17 protein-coding genes and 1 pseudogene are annotated in these 15,890 nt (G+C 71.2%); 10 read left to right on the top strand and 8 right to left on the bottom strand.

From position 1 onward, the window contains the following. Positions 1-5: 5 nt before the first annotated feature. Complete coding sequence (locus OO70_RS38410) at positions 6-1,136, top strand: lipid II:glycine glycyltransferase FemX (protein ID WP_043682268.1); 1,131 nt, start codon at positions 6-8, stop codon at positions 1,134-1,136. Between the two features lie 135 nt (positions 1,137-1,271). On the opposite strand, the gene OO70_RS38405 is transcribed toward OO70_RS38410, so the two are convergent. Then, positions 1,272-2,009, bottom strand: a complete 738-nt coding sequence (locus OO70_RS38405; RefSeq protein WP_043682265.1) for a peptidoglycan recognition protein family protein — start codon at positions 2,007-2,009, stop codon at positions 1,272-1,274. Between the two features lie 260 nt (positions 2,010-2,269). Here OO70_RS38405 and OO70_RS38400 point away from each other — a divergent pair, with 260 nt between their 5' ends. Next, positions 2,270-3,454, top strand: coding sequence for a MarP family serine protease (locus OO70_RS38400; protein WP_043682262.1), 1,185 nt, complete (start codon positions 2,270-2,272; stop codon positions 3,452-3,454). 10 nt (positions 3,455-3,464) lie between these two features. On the opposite strand, the gene OO70_RS38395 is transcribed toward OO70_RS38400, so the two are convergent. Beyond that, positions 3,465-3,953, bottom strand: coding sequence for a GNAT family N-acetyltransferase (locus OO70_RS38395; RefSeq protein ID WP_043682259.1), 489 nt, complete (start codon positions 3,951-3,953; stop codon positions 3,465-3,467). Between the two features lie 73 nt (positions 3,954-4,026). Here OO70_RS38395 and OO70_RS38390 point away from each other — a divergent pair, with 73 nt between their 5' ends. The 3 genes and pseudogenes from OO70_RS38390 (at position 4,027) to OO70_RS38385 (ending at position 6,920) form a co-directional block, all read left to right on the top strand. Continuing rightward, positions 4,027-4,923 carry a TIGR01777 family oxidoreductase gene (locus tag OO70_RS38390; protein ID WP_043682425.1) on the top strand — a complete coding sequence of 299 codons (897 nt, stop codon included), beginning with the start codon at positions 4,027-4,029 and terminating at the stop codon, positions 4,921-4,923. A 191-nt stretch (positions 4,924-5,114) separates the two neighbouring features. Further along, positions 5,115-5,270, top strand: a pseudogene (locus tag OO70_RS57135) (FAD-dependent oxidoreductase); the annotation flags it as partial. Between the two features lie 291 nt (positions 5,271-5,561). After that, positions 5,562-6,920 (top strand): FAD-dependent oxidoreductase, encoded by a 1,359-nt coding sequence (locus OO70_RS38385; protein ID WP_407702867.1) that lies wholly within the window; start codon positions 5,562-5,564, stop codon positions 6,918-6,920. A gap of 77 nt (positions 6,921-6,997) precedes the next feature. Here the strand turns inward: OO70_RS38385 and OO70_RS38380 are convergent, their stop codons facing one another. Beyond that, positions 6,998-8,434 (bottom strand): hypothetical protein, encoded by a 1,437-nt coding sequence (locus OO70_RS38380; protein WP_043682257.1) that lies wholly within the window; start codon positions 8,432-8,434, stop codon positions 6,998-7,000. Between the two features lie 283 nt (positions 8,435-8,717). On the opposite strand from OO70_RS38380, the gene lipB reads away from it, so the two are divergent. The 4 genes from lipB to OO70_RS38360 all read left to right on the top strand — a co-directional run bounded on the left by lipB (position 8,718) and on the right by OO70_RS38360 (position 11,812). Further along, positions 8,718-9,515, top strand: coding sequence for a lipoyl(octanoyl) transferase LipB (gene lipB, locus OO70_RS38375; RefSeq protein ID WP_043682254.1), 798 nt, complete (start codon positions 8,718-8,720; stop codon positions 9,513-9,515). Between the two features lie 105 nt (positions 9,516-9,620). Continuing rightward, entirely contained in the window at positions 9,621-10,586 is a 966-nt protein-coding gene (gene lipA, locus OO70_RS38370; protein ID WP_043682250.1) for a lipoyl synthase, read from the top strand. 242 nt (positions 10,587-10,828) lie between these two features. After that, a complete protein-coding gene (locus OO70_RS38365) occupies positions 10,829-11,029 on the top strand; it encodes an SCO2195 family GlnR-regulated protein (RefSeq protein WP_043682247.1) in 201 nt (66 codons plus the stop codon). Between the two features lie 75 nt (positions 11,030-11,104). Further along, a complete protein-coding gene (locus tag OO70_RS38360; protein WP_043682242.1) occupies positions 11,105-11,812 on the top strand; it encodes a DUF4191 domain-containing protein in 708 nt (235 codons plus the stop codon). A gap of 80 nt (positions 11,813-11,892) precedes the next feature. On the opposite strand, the gene OO70_RS54850 is transcribed toward OO70_RS38360, so the two are convergent. The 3 genes from OO70_RS54850 to OO70_RS54840 form a co-directional block, all read right to left on the bottom strand. Continuing rightward, positions 11,893-12,078, bottom strand: coding sequence for a hypothetical protein (locus OO70_RS54850; RefSeq protein WP_234337035.1), 186 nt, complete (start codon positions 12,076-12,078; stop codon positions 11,893-11,895). 222 nt (positions 12,079-12,300) lie between these two features. After that, complete coding sequence (locus OO70_RS54845; protein ID WP_158711570.1) at positions 12,301-12,513, bottom strand: hypothetical protein; 213 nt, start codon at positions 12,511-12,513, stop codon at positions 12,301-12,303. 413 nt (positions 12,514-12,926) lie between these two features. After that, positions 12,927-13,298 carry a hypothetical protein gene (locus OO70_RS54840; RefSeq protein ID WP_158711569.1) on the bottom strand — a complete coding sequence of 124 codons (372 nt, stop codon included), beginning with the start codon at positions 13,296-13,298 and terminating at the stop codon, positions 12,927-12,929. 59 nt (positions 13,299-13,357) lie between these two features. Here OO70_RS54840 and OO70_RS38350 point away from each other — a divergent pair, with 59 nt between their 5' ends. Next, the gene (locus OO70_RS38350) at positions 13,358-13,729 is read left to right on the top strand and encodes a hypothetical protein (protein ID WP_043682238.1); all 372 of its coding nucleotides are present in this window, start codon (positions 13,358-13,360) and stop codon (positions 13,727-13,729) included. 18 nt (positions 13,730-13,747) lie between these two features. Here OO70_RS38350 and OO70_RS38345 read toward each other — a convergent pair whose 3' ends face one another. Then, positions 13,748-14,254: a flavin reductase family protein gene (locus tag OO70_RS38345; protein ID WP_051742019.1), complete on the bottom strand. Its 507-nt coding sequence runs from the start codon at positions 14,252-14,254 to the stop codon at positions 13,748-13,750. A gap of 310 nt (positions 14,255-14,564) precedes the next feature. Further along, positions 14,565-15,734, bottom strand: a complete 1,170-nt coding sequence (locus OO70_RS38340) for an acyl-CoA dehydrogenase family protein (RefSeq protein WP_043682416.1) — start codon at positions 15,732-15,734, stop codon at positions 14,565-14,567. Positions 15,735-15,890: the final 156 nt, after the last annotated feature.

Genomic DNA, 15,890 nt, shown 5'->3' with positions numbered 1-15,890 from the left:
CGCCCATGACCAGCCCGTACGTGAAGGGGATCACCCGCGAGGAACACCTCGCGCATCTCCGGCTGCACCCCGACGCGAGCCATCTCCAGATCCCCGAGTGGGCTGACGTGAAGCCCGACTGGACGGCGGAGAGCGTCGGTTGGTTCGAGGGGGAGGTGATGGTCGCCGTCGCGCTGGTGCTGTACCGGGCGTTCCCCGGCACCGGGCGCTGTCTCGCCTACCTCCCCGACGGACCCGCGATCGACTGGCACAGCCAGCGCCCGGAACTGTTCCTCGACCCGCTCATCGCGCACCTGGAGAAAGAGGGCGCGTTCTCGGTCCGCATCGGCCCACCGCTCGTCGTCCGGCACTGGGACGCGGCCACCGTCGCGGCGGGCGTCGCCGACCCCGCCGTACGGCACCTGCGGGAGCTGCCCACGGACGGGATCGACGGGTACGCGCTGGACGCCGCCGACCGGCTGAAGCGGCTGGGGTGGCGGCGGTGCAAGGAGAACGACGGGAGCGGGTTCGGGCTCGGCCAGCCTCGGTACGGGTGCCACATCCCCTTGGCGGGCCGGTCGGTGAACGAACTGCGCGCCGGCCTCGCACCCCACTGGTTGCAGTCGCTGCAGACGGCCGAGGCGGGCGGTGTCGGGGTCTTCTGGGGTTCGGCCGACGACCTGCCCTCCTTCCACCGCCTGTACCGGGCCACGGCGGAACGCGACGGCTTCAAGGCCCGCCCCCTCGACTACTTCCGCCGCATGTGGCAGGCCCTCAACGCCGAGGAGTCCGACCGGCTGCGGATCTACCTCGCCGAGTACGACGACGAGGTACTGTCCTCTGCCCTCATGATCAGCGTCGGCCCCCGAGTCTGGCACTCGTACCCCGCGTCCGGCCGCCGAGGACGCGAACTCCGCCCCAGCAGCCTCCTGTTGTGGCGCATGCTCTGCGAGGCCCTGGACTCGGGCGCCGAGACATACGACCTCCGCTCCATCACCCCGTCCCTCATAGCCGAGGACCACCTGGTCGCCCGCCTCCTCTTCAAGACCGGCGCGGGCGGCAGAGCAGTGGAGTACCTGGGCGAATGGGAACGCCCGGTGGGAAGCCAGGGGAAGATGCTGCAACGGGCGTTGGGGGTGTATCTGGGGCGCAGATAGGCACGGCGAAGCCGGCCTATCAGGGGCGCGGGGAACTGCGCGCCCAGCCCCCACCGCCCCGCAGCCGACATCCGACCGAGCGGGGTCCGGGGGCGCAGCCCCCGGGGATGGGACGGGTAGGGGCGGCGGGGGCGATCAACGCCCCTGCAACCGCGCCGCCACCCCCCGAACCTCCGGCAACCGCGCCAACAACGCCGCCCCAGGGCAACTCGTCATATACCCGTCCTTGTGCCCCGCGAGAACGGGCAGGATCGCCGTCGTACCGGAGGCATACCGGCTGAGGCTGTTGCTGGACACAAGGTGGGCCTTGCCACGCGGATCCACATCCGCGAGCCCCAACTTCCACGCCGCCAGCGCCGCAATCGCATCCGTCATCGCCCGCGGCACCGCCATCCCCGCCGTGAACGTCCCGATCGCCGCGATCCCCGCCGTCCGGTGATTGAAGCCCTGCGTATGCGCCCCGGTGACGGCCCGGTCGACACCCCCCGCCCGACCCTCGTAGATCGTCCCGCAGTGGTCGACGAGGAAGTTGTAGCCGATGTCGTCCCAGTCCCGGACACCGGTCTGGCCGGCGTAGAGGTAGCGGATGATGCGGGGCGCGTCCGCGCATGCGTAGCCGTTCGGCGAGTCGGTGTGGTGGACGAAGACGGCGACGACCTTGTCGTCGTAGCGCGGCGGCGGCTGCGCGTGCCGGGAGAGGGCGTCGAGCCAGGCCGAGCGCGGCACGATGCGCGGCTTGGGCGCTGTGTGCGGGGCGGCCGCCGGGCGGGCCGCGACCGGTCGCCGTACGGCCGCCGTCGCCTTGCGTCCGATGCCGTTCGCGCACAGCGCCAGCACCAGGACGGCGGCGAGGCCGGGCAGACAGGCCAGCATCAGGAGCGCGGGACGGGGTATTCGTACCCGGCGCCGGCGCCGTGCACCCGGCGTTCTTCTCAGAACACGCATGATCACACTCTCGGCCGGATTCCGTCCGCCCGCGATGTGTGCTGTGCCACCCGGTGGAACCATCGTCCTGGTCCGGCACGTTTCTGGGGGTACACGCACGCGTGGTCGGTTCCCGGGGACCACGCGCGCGTGACTGATCAGTGGGCCCGTTCCTCGCGTACTAAGGGTTCCGAGAGAAAGGCGGCTCCGTGGACCTGCTCGACCTGCTGTTGTTGCTGGTGATCCTCGCCTACGCGGCGTCCGGGTACCGGCGCGGCCTAGTCGCCGGATGTGTGTCGCTCGCCGGGTTCGTGGGCGGTGCGGTCGTCGGCGTATGGGTGCTGCCGTGGGTGATGGACCTGGTGACACCGGGGACGACGGCGGCCACGGTGACCGCCGTGCTCACCGTGCTGGCCCCGGCGGTGGTGGGGCACGAACTGGCGGGGCGGCTGGCGCTCAAGCTGCGCAAGGAGCTGGACCAGGGTCCGCTGCGGGTGGCCGACGGGATCGGCGGGGCCGCGGCGAACTCGGTGGCGGTGATGATCGTGGCCTGGGTGGCCGCGAGCGTGCTGGGCGCGTCCTCGTCCGCGACGGTCACGACGGCGATCCAGGACTCGACGCTGCTGGGCAGCGTGCAGAAGCTCATGCCGGACACGACACCGACGTGGTTCTCGCGGGCGACCTCCGCGCTCACCGAGGCGGGCTTCCCGCAGGTCTTCAACCCGTTCGAGAACGCGTCGACGGCCGAGGTCGCCAAGCCCACCGGCGACAGCGTCACGGCCGCCGCGACGAACGCCTCCAAGCGGAGCACGGTCAAGATCGAGGGCTCCTCGGGCACCCAGGGCCGCGAGGGCAGCGGCTTCGTGTTCTCCCCGCAGCACGTGATGACCAACGCGCACGTGGTGGCCGGCATCGACAACCCGACCGTCCGTATCGGCGGGGTCGGGCGGTCGTACGAGGCACGGGTGGTCCTCTTCGACCCGAGCAAGGACGTGGCCGTGCTGTACGTGCCGGGGCTGTCCGCGCCGGTGCTGCGCTTCGACGACAGCGCGGCGCGCGGCGACTCGGCCGTGGTGGCCGGCTATCCGCAGGACGGCGACCTGAACCTCCAGGCCGCGACCGTCGCCAACCGGGTCAACGCGACCGGGCAGAACATCTACAACAACGGGACCGTCACCCGCGAGATCTACTCGATCCGCTCCACGGTCCGCCCCGGCAACTCCGGCGGCCCCCTCCTGACGACCGACGGCAAGGTCTACGGCGTCGTCTTCGCCCGCTCCACCCAGGACGACGAGACGGGGTACGTGCTGACGGCCGACGAGGTCTCCGGCGACGCACAGCGCGCGGCGACCGCGACGGCCGAGGTGGACACGGGCGACCTGGTCACCTCATAGACCCATAGGCTCATACAGGGCGGCCCATGAACACGTCGTCCACGTACTTCCCGTCGAGCAGGAACTCCTCGGGCAGTACGCCTTCGACGACGAACCCCTCGGCCTCGTAGAGCTTCCGCGCCGGGGTGTTGTGCCCGAGCACGCGCAAGGTGAGCCGCCGGGCGCCGCGCCGCCGGGTCTCGTCGACGGCGGCCCGGATCAGCGCCCTCCCGACCCCATGTCCGCGCGCCTCCTCGGCGACGGCGAGCCCCTGGATCTGCCGGACGTGCGCGTTGCAGGCGAGCGGGGTGGCAAAGGCCAGCCGGATGTAGCCGACGATCCGGCGGTCGAGTTCGGCGACCAGATGATCGCCGGGCGCGTGCCGCTCGTCGAAGAAGGGAGCGTACGGCGGCTGCGGCCGGGGCATGACGGCATGCAGGTGGGACCAGGTGGCGCGGTCCAACCGGCCGAGTTCCTCGTCGTCGTCGGGCAGGGCGATGCGTATGTACGGCTCGGACATGTGAGCCACAGTACGGCGGGGGCGGCGCCGTCCTCATGGGGGTTTTATGGATCAACGAGGCAGGATGGACGCCATGGAACGCTCGCGAATCGCGGTGACCGGCGCCTCCGGTCTGATCGGCAGCGCACTGGTGCGGTCCCTGACCGCGGACGGGCACGAGGTGGTGCGCCTGGTGCGGCGGGCCGCCAAGGGCGCGGACGAGGTGTGCTGGGACCCCGAGGGGCAGTACGTGGACGCGGCGGCGCTCGACGGGTGCGACGCGGTGGTCAATCTGGCCGGTGCGGGCGTCGGCGACCACCGCTGGACGGACGCCTACAAGAAGACGGTCCGGGACAGCCGGGTGCTGGGCACGGCGGCGCTCGCGGAGGCCGTGGCCGCGCTGGACCGGCCACCGCGGGTGTGGGTGAACGGCAGCGCGATCGGCTTCTACGGCGAGACGGGCGACCGTGCCGTGGACGAGGACGCGCCTCCCGGGGACGGCTTTCTGCCCTCGCTGTGCGTGGAGTGGGAGGAGGCGACGACGCCCGTTCAGGAGGCGGGCGTCCGGACGGTGTTCGCGCGGACCGGTCTTGTCGTGGCGCGCGAGGGCGGGGCGTGGGCCAAGCTGTTCCCCCTCTACAAGGCGGGCCTGGGTGGGCGGTTCGGCGACGGGCGGCAGTACTGGTCGTTCGTCGCGCTGCACGACGAGGTGGCGGCGATCCGGCACCTCATCGACACCGAGGGCCTGGCGGGACCCTTCAACCTCACCGCGCCGAACCCGCTGACGAACCGTGAGATCTCGGCGGCGATGGGCCGGGTGATGCGCCGCCCGTCCCTCTTCACCGTGCCGGCGCCCGCGCTGAAGCTGGTCCTCGGCGAGATGTCCGGGGATGTGCTGGGGAGTCAACGGGTGCTGCCGAAGCGGCTGTTGGAGTCGGGGTTCACGTTCGCGTTCCCGGAGATCGAGGGGGCGATCCGGGCGGCGCTGTGACCGTCCGGGACCTGAACCACGGCGGATGATGACGCACGGCGACCGTATGCGACCGTTGTGCGACCGTGCCCTGCGTATGCGCGACTGCCCTTGACCGATCACGGCCCTAACCTCGACCCGAACTCGGGTATCCCTGGAGGCTGTTGGGGGCATGACGTCTCCACCGGCCGCGCAACCTCGAGGAGGGGCACGTGCTTGAGCCCGCGTACCAGGCGGACGTAGTCGTCGTGGGAGCCGGGGTCGCCGGACTCGCCGCGGCGCATCGGCTGATCAGCGCAGGAGTAACGACCGCAGTCCTGGAGGCCGCCCCTTACGTGGGGGGCCGTATGTCGACCGAGAAGGTCGACGGGTTCCGGCTCGACCGGATCGGACAGTTCCTGTCCACCTCGTACCCCGAACTCCGCCTGACCCCGGGCCTCGACGCCCTGGTCCTGCGCCCCTTCGCACCGGGAGTCCTCCTCCACAGCGACGGCCGCCACCACCACGCGGGCACCCCGGCGCCCGGAGGGAGCGCACGGGGCGCACTCCACGCGGTACGCGCCCTGGCGAGCGCCCCTCGGGTGGGGGCGGTACGGAGGGGTTCCCTCTGGGGCGGGCCAAGGGCTCGGGGGCGGGCGGGCTCCGCTTGGGGCGGCCCGATCGTGAGGGGGTTCGGGGGCGTCGCCTGGGCTGCGGCGGCACCCGGGGGCGGGGCGGGCACTTCCGGGAGCGCGGCGACATTCAGGGACCGGGCGGGAGCCTCCGGGAACGGGGCGATGCCCCAGAACCGGACAGGAACCCCTGCGGACGCGCCCGGCGCCGGCGACCGGACAGAAGCCTCCGGGGACGAGTCCGCGCCCAAGGGCCGCACCGGAACTTCCACGGGTGCCCCTACGCCCAAGGACCGGACCGCTTCCCGGGGGACGCTCAGGGACCGGGCAGGAACTTCCCGGGGCCGGCCGGCTCCCGGCGATCGAACGGACTCCTCCTGGGGCGGCCCCACGCTCAAGGACCGGGCCGTGGTCGGCCGGGCGGCCTCAGCCATCCCCAGGTCCCGGTCCGGTGCCCCTCTCGGCGGCCCCGTCGACCAGGCTCGGCTCGGAACCGCGCTCACGCGGCTCGCGGGGACGCCTGTCGAACGCCTCCTGTCGCGGCCCGAGTTGCCCGCAGGGCAGGCGCTCGCGGCACGTGGGGTCCCCGCACGCACCGTCGACGGTTTCCTTCGCCCCCTGCTCGCCGCGCTGCTCTGTGACCCGGAGTTGACGACCTCCAGCCGGTGCGCGGACCTGGCGCTGCGGGCCTTCGCGGGCGGTCGGCTCTGCCTGCCGGAGGGCGGCGCGGAGATGCTGCCCGAGGTGCTCGCGGCAGCGCTGCCGCCGGGGACCGTGCACACGGGCGTGCGCGTGACGGCCGTATCGACGACGTCGGTGACCACCGCCGAGCACGGCGAGATCCGCTGCCGGGCCGTGCTCGTGGCGACGGACGCGCGCGCGGCGGCCGAACTCCTGCCCGGCCTGCGCGTACCCGACTTCCACCCGGTGACGGTGGTGCACCACACGACCGACGACCCGCCCGCGACCGGCGCCGCCCTGCTCCTCGACTCCGACCGCGGCGGCCCGGTCGCGCACACGGCGGTCGTCAGCGAGGTCGACCCAGGCCGGGCACCCGCCGGCCGCGCCCTCGTCTCCTCGACGGTCCTCGGCCCTCCCCCACCGGACGTCGACACCGCCGTACGCATGCATCTGTCCCGCCTCTACGGCACCTCGACCACCCGCTGGGAGACCCTCGCCGTCCACCACACCCCCACGGCCGTCCCGGTCATGCGCCCACCGCACGATCTACGCCGTCCCGTACGGCTGTTGGCCGGCCTGTACGTGTGCGGCGACCACCGGGACACCAGCACGGTCCAGGGGGCGCTGCATTCGGGCCACCGGGCGTCGTCCGCAATCCTGGCGGACCTGGGAGCGGCGGGCTCAATGCACAGGGCGGACCCACTGCCAACAACACAGGCCGCCTGAAAGGCTTTTAGGGGCGCGGGGAACTGCGCGACCAGCCACAACGGACCCGCGCAGTCCCCCGAACCGCACCCCTCGTCTCACCCAAACGCCGCGACCTTGTCGCGATACCCCCGCACCGGCGCAGCGTCCTTGTACGGCTCAAGCCGCCGCTCGAAATCCCGCACATACTCAACAGCCCGCACCGACCGCATCTCCGCCGCCTGCCCCGCCGCCTCCGCCCCCAACGCACAGGCCTGATCAAGCTCACCCAGCCCAAGCCGTGCGGAGGCGAGAACAACACGACAGAACAGCCGACTGCGCGCAAACGCAGGCGCCCGCAACTGCAACGACCGCTCCGCGTGCTGCGCAGCCGCCCGGAACTGCTGGAGATCCCGGTGCGCGTGCCCGAACTCGTCGGCGAGCTGCGCCTCGTCGAAGAACCGCGCCCAGTACGGCACTTCGTCCCCGCCGCGTGCCGCTTCGAGGGCGCGCTCGGCCCGCACGAGCGCCGAGGTGCACGCCCGCACCTCCCCGAGCACCCCGTGCGCCCGCGCCTCCACGGCGTGCAACAGCGCCTGCACGACGGGCGGCGCGCTGGTCCCGACCCCCTGCTGCGCCACCCGCGCCAGCTGCACGGCCTCCCGCCCGTGCCCGAGATAGACGGCCTGCCGGCTCATGGTGATGAGCACGTACGAGCCGTAGGCCCGGTCCCCCGCCGCCTGCGCGAGCCGCAGCGCCTGCACGAAGTACCGCTGCGCGAGCCCGTGCGCGGCGATGTCGTACGACGTCCAGCCCGCGAGCCGGGTGAGGTCGGCCGCCGCCGCGAACAGGCGCCGGCCGGTCTGTTCGCCGTAGGTGCCGCGCAGCATCGGTTCGGTCTCGTGCTCCAGGTAGCGCACGAGGGCCTGCCGGGCGTGGCCGCCGCCGTAGGCGTTGTCGAGGGTGCGGAAGAGTTCGCCGACCGAGCGGAGCGCGGAGATGTCGCCGCCGGTGACCTTCTGGCCGGGGCCGCGCTCGGCCGCCCCGCGCTGGCGGGGTACGGCGGGGCGGCCCTGCGGGGGCACCCGGTTCGCGGGTTCGGAGCGGCCGACCCGGTCGTCTGCGCGGCCGATCAGCCAGTCCCGGCTCGGCACCACGAGACCGGCCGGGGTGAAGGCGATCTTGCGCAGTTCGGCGTGGCTGCCGGAGTCCTTGCGCCACAGCCCGCTGACGATGTCGACGGCCTCCTCGGGCGTCGCGGCGAACTCGAGCCCCGCGTACACCGGCGCACAGGCGTCGAGCCCGAGGTCCTGCGCGGTGAGCCGGCGCCCGAGCCGCCGGGTGAAGACCTCGGCGATGAGGGCGGGGGTGGTGCCTCTGGGCTGCTGGCCGCGCAGCCACCGGGTGACGGATGTCTTGTCGTATCTGAGATCGAGTCCGTGCTCCAGACCGAGCTGGTCCACGCGACGGGCGAGACCTGCGTTGGAGAACCCCGCTTCTGCGATGAGCGCGGCGAGCTGACGGTTGGGAGTGCGCTGCGCGGGTCGTTCCGTCATCTGCGGTGCGGTCTCCTGCCTTTCGGGCCCCACAGCGGCCGATTCGGTCGCTGCTGCCCGGATTGCCTGTGAGCAGCCCTTTTGGCCTCGTGAACGGCGCGAATGTAGCGGAGCGTAAGCATCCCGTCGCACATTCCGACGTGCATTCATCCGATCGTGTGAGGATTGGTCGTAGGGCTGACGGTCCCGACCGCCCGGTGGGCTGTCAGCGGTCGGTCGTACAGTGGCGTAGGCATGTTTCGTGCCTTACGACTCGTAGGTTGCTGCCAGGGAGGCGCTTGCCGTGGGTGAGTTGCGGTTCGTCCGGATGGGGTTCGGCGCGGACGCGGTGGAGTACCAGGAGGCGTGGGACGAGCAGCGCCGGGTGCACACGGCCCGCTTCGCGGACGAGGTCCCCGACACCGTGCTGCTCCTGGAGCACCCGCCGGTCTACACGGCGGGCCGCCGCACGCAGGACAACGAGCGCCCGCTCGACGGCACCCCGGTCATCGACGTCGACCGCGGCGGCAAGATCACCTGGCACGGCCCGGGCCAGCTGGTCGGCTACCCGATCCAGAAGCTGCCCCGCCCGGTGGACGTCGTCGCGCACGTACGACGCCTGGAGGACGCGCTGATCCGCGTGTGCGCGGAGTTCGGCGTGGAGACCAGCCGCGTCGAGGGCCGCAGCGGCGTGTGGGTGCTCGGCGATCCCGTGGAGCAACGGCCGTCGATCGGCGGGCTGTCCCTCGATTTCGACCCCCGTCTGCACGACGAGGAGTTCGACCCCCGGATGAACGGCCCGGAGTACGCGCCCTCGAACGCCGGCCAGCGCCGCGAGGACCGCAAGATCGCCGCGATCGGCATCCGCGTGGCCAAGGGCGTCACGATGCACGGCTTCGCGCTGAACGTGAACCCGGACAACAGGTGGTTCGACCGCATCATCCCGTGCGGCATCCGCGACGCAGGCGTCGCCTCGCTCGCGGCCGAGTTGGGCCGTGACGTGACGATCGACGAGGTTCTGCCGGTGGTCGAGCGGCACCTGAAGGACGTACTGGAGCACGCGGATCTGAAGCCGCGGATCGTGGAGAAGGCGACCGCCTGACCCGGGAATGTGACTTTCCGCCCTGAGGTTGGCCTCAAGGCGGGGGCCTGAAATCACGGGCGTACCCTGGTGTACGCCGAAGAATCGAAGCTACAGGGAGCCGATGTGTCCGCAGTCACCCCAGACGGACGCAAGATGCTGCGCCTGGAGGTCCGGAACGCCCAGACCCCCATCGAGCGCAAGCCCGAGTGGATCAAGACCCGGGCGAAAATGGGCCCCGAGTACACGAAGATGCAAGCCCTCGTGAAGAGCGAGGGCCTGCACACGGTCTGCCAGGAAGCCGGCTGCCCCAACATCTACGAGTGCTGGGAGGACCGCGAGGCGACCTTCCTCATCGGCGGCGACCAGTGCACGCGGCGCTGCGACTTCTGCCAGATCGACACCGGCAAGCCCGAGGCCCTGGACCGCGACGAGCCGCGCCGGGTCGGCGAGTCCGTCGTCACGATGGACCTGAACTACGCCACGATCACCGGCGTCGCCCGCGACGACCTGGAGGACGGCGGCGCCTGGCTGTACGCGGAGACGGTCCGCCAGATCCACGAGCAGACGTCGTCCCGCGAGGCCGGCCGCACCAAGGTGGAGCTCCTGGCCCCCGACTTCAACGCGGTCCCGGAGCAGCTCGCCGAGGTCTTCTCGTCCCGCCCCGAGGTCTTCGCGCACAACGTCGAGACGGTCCCGCGCATCTTCAAGCGGATCCGCCCGGGCTTCCGTTACGACCGTTCCCTGAAGGTCATCACGGCCGCCCGCGACTACGGTCTGGTCACGAAGTCGAACCTGATCCTCGGCATGGGCGAGACCCGCGAGGAGGTCAGCGAGGCGCTGCGCCAACTGCACGAGGCGGGCTGCGAGTTGGTGACCATCACGCAGTACCTGCGGCCGTCGGTGCGGCACCACCCCGTGGAGCGCTGGGTGAAGCCGCACGAGTTCGTGGAGCTGAAGGAGGAGGCCGACCAGATCGGCTTCTCCGGGGTCATGTCCGGTCCGCTGGTGCGCTCTTCGTACCGCGCCGGGCGCCTCTACCAGATGGCAATTGAGAAGCGTGGCGCGTACGTCGCGTCCCAGGCGGTCTGAAGCAAGGCCGTGTGAATTCGCGCACAAGTGGCTACCAGCCAGTAACACCCGTGGTCGACGCGGTCCTGACCGTCCTCGCAGTTGAGGGCGCCCATCAGGGCCGCGTCAGCGTTTCGGCCCATCGCATCAAGGCTTCATTGGCGTTTGACCGGTCGGTCACGCCCTGGTAACACCAAACAGTGACACTGGACTTACAGCACGTAGCCCCATACCCAGAGCCGTTCCGAGGGGGGACCTCCACGATGCAGGCCGCACCCGTCCGCGCCACCGCCATCCCGTCCGTCACCGACGCCCTGCGCGCCGTCGAGTCACTGCTGATGAGCAGCGGCCAGCGGACCGCCCGCCGCAACGCGTGGACCTCCGTCCTGGAGGACCGCCGCCGCGCCAAGGACCGGGTCGAGGCACAGCTCGTCCTGGAGCAGTCGCTCACCGCGCACTCCTGACTCCCCACGCTCCGAATCCCCACCCTGTGGGCACCGCCGTCGTCGGCGCTCCCGCGGGCACGTAGACTTCCTCGCATGGCGAGGAAGGACACGACAGCGGAAAACGCTGCGAACCCCGGGCGACTCAAGCAGATCGCTCTGACGTACAAGATGACGCGCAAGGCCGACAAGACGATCGGTCTTGTACTCGCGGCTGTCGGAATTGCCACCTTCGGTGTCTTCCTCGCGATCGGCTTCTTGCTCGGTCACCCCATCTATCTGGGCATTCTCGGCCTGCTGCTCGCCTTCCTCGCGGCGGCGATCGTCTTCGGACGACGCGCCGAGCGCGCCGCCTTCGGGCAGATGGAGGGCCAGCCGGGCGCGGCCGCGGCGGTACTGGACAACATCGGCCGGGGCTGGACGACGACTCCGGCCGTGGCGATGAACCGCAGCCAGGACGTGGTGCACCGCGCGGTCGGCAAGGCCGGCATCGTGCTGGTCGCCGAGGGCAACCCGAACCGGGTGAAGTCCCTGCTGGCCGCCGAGAAGAAGAAGATGAACCGCATCGTCGCGGACGTCCCGGTGCACGACGTGATGGTCGGCACGGGCGAGGGCCAGATCCCGCTGAAGAAGGTCCGCACGACGATGCTGAAGCTCCCGCGCGTACTGACGGGCCCGCAGGTCACGGCGACCAACGACCGCCTCCGCGCGATGGGCGACCTCATGAGCAACATGCCGCTCCCCAAGGGCCCGATGCCGAAGGGCATGAAGCTCCCGAAGGGCGGCGGCGGCAAGGCCCGCTGACACCCCCGCATTTCGACTCCTACGACGTTGGGGGCGCCCGGATCACTCCGGGCGCCCCCAACGTCGTAGGACTGCCGACTCTACTTACCTGCCATCTTCTCCAGCTTGGCGATCTGCGCCGTGACGACCTCGTCCGGGACGGTGACGGTCTTCGGGTCCGTCATGTCGACCGCGAAGAACACCGCGAGCGTCGATCCGGACCGTACGACGGTGCACGCGGTCGGGGTGTCCGCGCCGAGCATCCCGCCATTCAGCCGGAAGGCCACCGCCCTGCCCGGGCGTCAGGGACGTCCGGGGGGCCTCGGCGTCCGGGGCTGCCAACGCCTGGATGGTGCAACCCGCCAAGCGACCGCCGCACACCCCGCATGTTTCCGGGTCACGCGCCCCTTCCCTTACGTCGTTCTCGCTCATGCTCATGCAGGGGGCCGGGCGCCCTCCGACGGACGTCCGGCCCACTCGATCTCACCTGCTTGTCGGCAGGCCGTCCTCTAACCGAGCCGCCCCGCGGGCACGGCAGCGTCCCCGTGCCACTTCTTGTGCACCCACAGCCGCTCCCCGGCCAACTCGGTCTGCGCCCAGGTGCCGGACAGGCTGCCGACCGCCGTGCCCTGCGGCAGCCGTGCGACGACCTTGGTCGGCTTCACTCCGCCGAACCGCCCGTACTCCAGCACCACGACACCCCGGTCGGTCGCAATCAGCACCCGTCGCGTCGTCAACGCAGCGGCAATCACGGCCCCGACCAGTGCGCCGAGTACACCCCCGAGCGCCCCGACCCCACTCGATGCCCCCGTGGCAATGGCCACGGCCCGGACCCCGATCAGCCCCACCAGAGGAAACCCGACCTGCGCCCAGGGATTGATCCCACCCTGCGCCAGCAGAACCCGCTCGACACGCTCGGCTGGTTCCAAGAAATCCTGGGACCGTTCAACAACCCTGGACAATATCTTCGGCGCCATAAAATGCCATCCAATCGATCAAAAAAGGTCAAACCAATCAAAGACGTCTCATGGAGGTGAGCGGCCGCGAAGTACTCCGGGCGAATTTGACGCCCCCGCCACGAAAGCCGAGGCCCGGTCTCGCTCCGCACGCTCATCCGACTCCAGCAGACCCTGGGCTAAACCAAGCCCAGAAGAAACTTCATGGCATTTTCTCGACCTGCTGGATCACGGGTCCACACAGCCCACCGGGACAGGTCGTCCCGAGCAAATACTTTCGCCCAGGTCTCCCAAATGTGCACCCTAAATCCATCACCGAAAAACCAGGCTTCGCCACAGCCATCAACCTCTTCGGCAAGACGCAATCCCAGACACCGCTGACGCAGCTCTCCAAGAGATTCGAACCCACCACGGCCGGCGACGTCCCAACTCATGCACTCGGCATGGAGCGCATCGGATTCAATCATCCCCTCAACGCTCCCGAAGACCTTGACGTATTCTCCGCCTTCCGCCTCGGGGAACATGAAATATACGACGCCGTCGAGATTCACCCACACACCTCTCGGCCGCCACGCAGATCTCCGCCACCGCGTGGGCCGTACGTGACCTGGTGAGCATCGGCGACCACAACGCCGACGGCGAACCCGACCTGCTCTGGCGCTCTGGTTCCTCCGGCAACCTCTACGTCTGCTACGGCATCGCGGACAGCGGCGGCGGCTCCACCATCGCGTCGCTCTCGACCGCGGCCGGTTCCCTGACCGGCGTCGATACGACGTACGCCATCGGCTGGACCGAGACCGCGAAGCCGACGCTCCACTTCTACGGCACCCCGGATGTCACGGGTGACGGCATCCCTGACATCTGGGCCCTCAACAGTGACGGCAGCGTCGACGTGTACACGGGTGGGAGCGCCTCGATCGGTACCACCGCGAAGGTCATCAGTGCGAACGCCACCTGGTTCACGAAGCTGGCCCTCGGCTGATCACCGGGCGTGGCCCCGTCAGGCCAACGTCCTGAACCCCCGGTCGTAATACACCATCGGGGAACCCTCCCCCAGTCGCACACCCGTCACCCGGCCGATCAGGACCGTATGGTCCCCGGCCGGGTGTCGTGCGTGGGGGGTGCAGTCCAGTTCGGACAGGGCCCGGTCGACCGTCGGCAGGCCGGCCGGGCTGACGCGCAGGCCGTCGGCGGCGAACTTGTCGGTGCCCTTGGTGGCGAAGCGCACGGCGAGCGGGCGGTGGGCCGGGGCCAGCACGCTCACGGCGAAGCGGTCGCAGGATTCGAACGTCGGTGCCGAGTCGGCGGAGTTCGCCAGGCACACCAGGATCATCGGCGGCTCCAGCGAGACCGAGCAGAACGAGCTGGCCGTGAATCCGCGGGGCGTGCCGTCCGCACAGCATGTGGTCACCACCACGACGCCCGAGGGGAAGCGGGCCATCGCCGCCCGGAACTCCTCGGGCGGCACCGCGGCTTCGGCTTCCAGTACTTCCTGACGCTCCGTCATGACGGTGCACCACCTGTTGGGCCCTGTGGGCCTTCGTGGAGGCCGCCGCGAGTTCAGTGGCCTCGGGACGGCCTCGGACACGGCTCACCGACGGTGATCGAGATCGTCACCCGGCTCCAGATCGACTATGCGGTCACCGTCCCGGACCGGCAACCGGGGCCGGGGCACTGGCGCAGGGGCAGGGGCAGGGGCAGGGGCAGAGACCTGGACCGCCACGGGCACCGGCACCGGCACCGGCACCCAGACCAGGACCGGCGCGGCCACCGGCACCGCACCGGCACGGCTACCGGCTCACCGAGACCGGCTCAGCTCAGCGCACCGCCCCCGCCCGCTCGTCGCCGGCCAGTGCCCAGGCGCCGTAGGCCGCGCCCGTCGTCTCGAAGGACAGCGCCACGTGCGAGGCGGCGCTGTTCACGTCGCGCCAGAAACGCTGCACCGGGTCGGACGAGGCCTGCCCGGAGGTGCCGCCGGCGCGGAAGACCCGGTCGACCGCCGAGACCAGCAGTTCCACCGCCAGCGCGAGGTCCCGGGCGCCCCGGACCGCCGCTTCCCCCTCCGGAGGGCACTCGGTGCCGTCGGCGACCGCCGCCGTCCGCAGGATCAGGAGTTCGGCGGCGTCCACCTCGGCGGCCGAGCGGGCCAGCGCGACCTGGGTCGAGGGCTTCTCGCCCACGGCCTGCCCACGGCGGTCGACGCGCGAACCGGTCCGCGCGATCCAGGCCCGCAGCGCGCCCCGCGCGGCGCCGACCAGCGGGGCGGCGAACGGCAGGGCGTTCACGGCGTACATCGGAACGATGTGACAGCGCGCGTCCGACGCGGGCGCCCGGCCCTCGTGCACGGCGGACCTCGCCAGGGTCCGGTGCTCGGGCACGAAGACGTCGGAGAGGACCAGGGTGTCGCTGCCCGTCCCGCGCATCCCTACGGTGAACCAGCTGTCCTCGATCGAGAAGTCGGCCCGCGGCACCGCGAAGAACCGCACCTCGGGCCGCGCCTCGGGATCCACCGGGCCCTCGGCGGGGACCGCCGCGCAGGCCAGCGCCCAGTCGGCGAAGTGCACCCCGCTGATGTACTTCCACTCACCGCTCAACCGCCAGCCGTCGGCCACGGGCTCCGCCTTGCCGGACGGCATGAGCGCGCCGGCCAGCAGCACGTCCGGACCGTCCGCCCAGATCTCCGCCTGGCCCTCGGCGGGGAGGAACGCCGCGTACCTCCCGGCGTACGCGGCCAGCGAAGCCGCCCATGCCGCCGACGTGCACCCCTCCCCCACCAGGCCGACCGCCGAGGTCAGTTCGGCGAAACCGCCCGCCTCGCCGCCGTGGGCCACCGGTACGAAGTGCCGCGCGAACCCCGCGTCCCGTACCCCCTCCACCACCTGTGGTGAGAGCCGCCGCGCGGTCTCCGCCTCCTCCGCGTACCGGGCCGCGATCTCGGCGACCATCGGCGCCCGGGTCACGATCGTCGACTTGTCGCCTGCTGCCATCCTGTCCACCACTGCCCACCACTTCCGTCGGGAACGGCGACAGTGTCCTGGGCCAGGACCTTCGCGGAGGGGACCCCGGGCCGTGACCGGCCGACGGTCACCCGCCCGGCACGCCAAAGGGGGCGGCCCGGGTCCTTCCGGGGCGCCCCCTCGGTC

The organism is Streptomyces xylophagus (genome assembly GCF_000716435.1).
Taxonomy (GTDB): domain Bacteria; phylum Actinomycetota; class Actinomycetes; order Streptomycetales; family Streptomycetaceae; genus Streptomyces; species Streptomyces xylophagus.
Note: the sequence above shows the minus strand (reverse complement) of the source record. Positions and strands in the feature narration are given on the sequence as shown.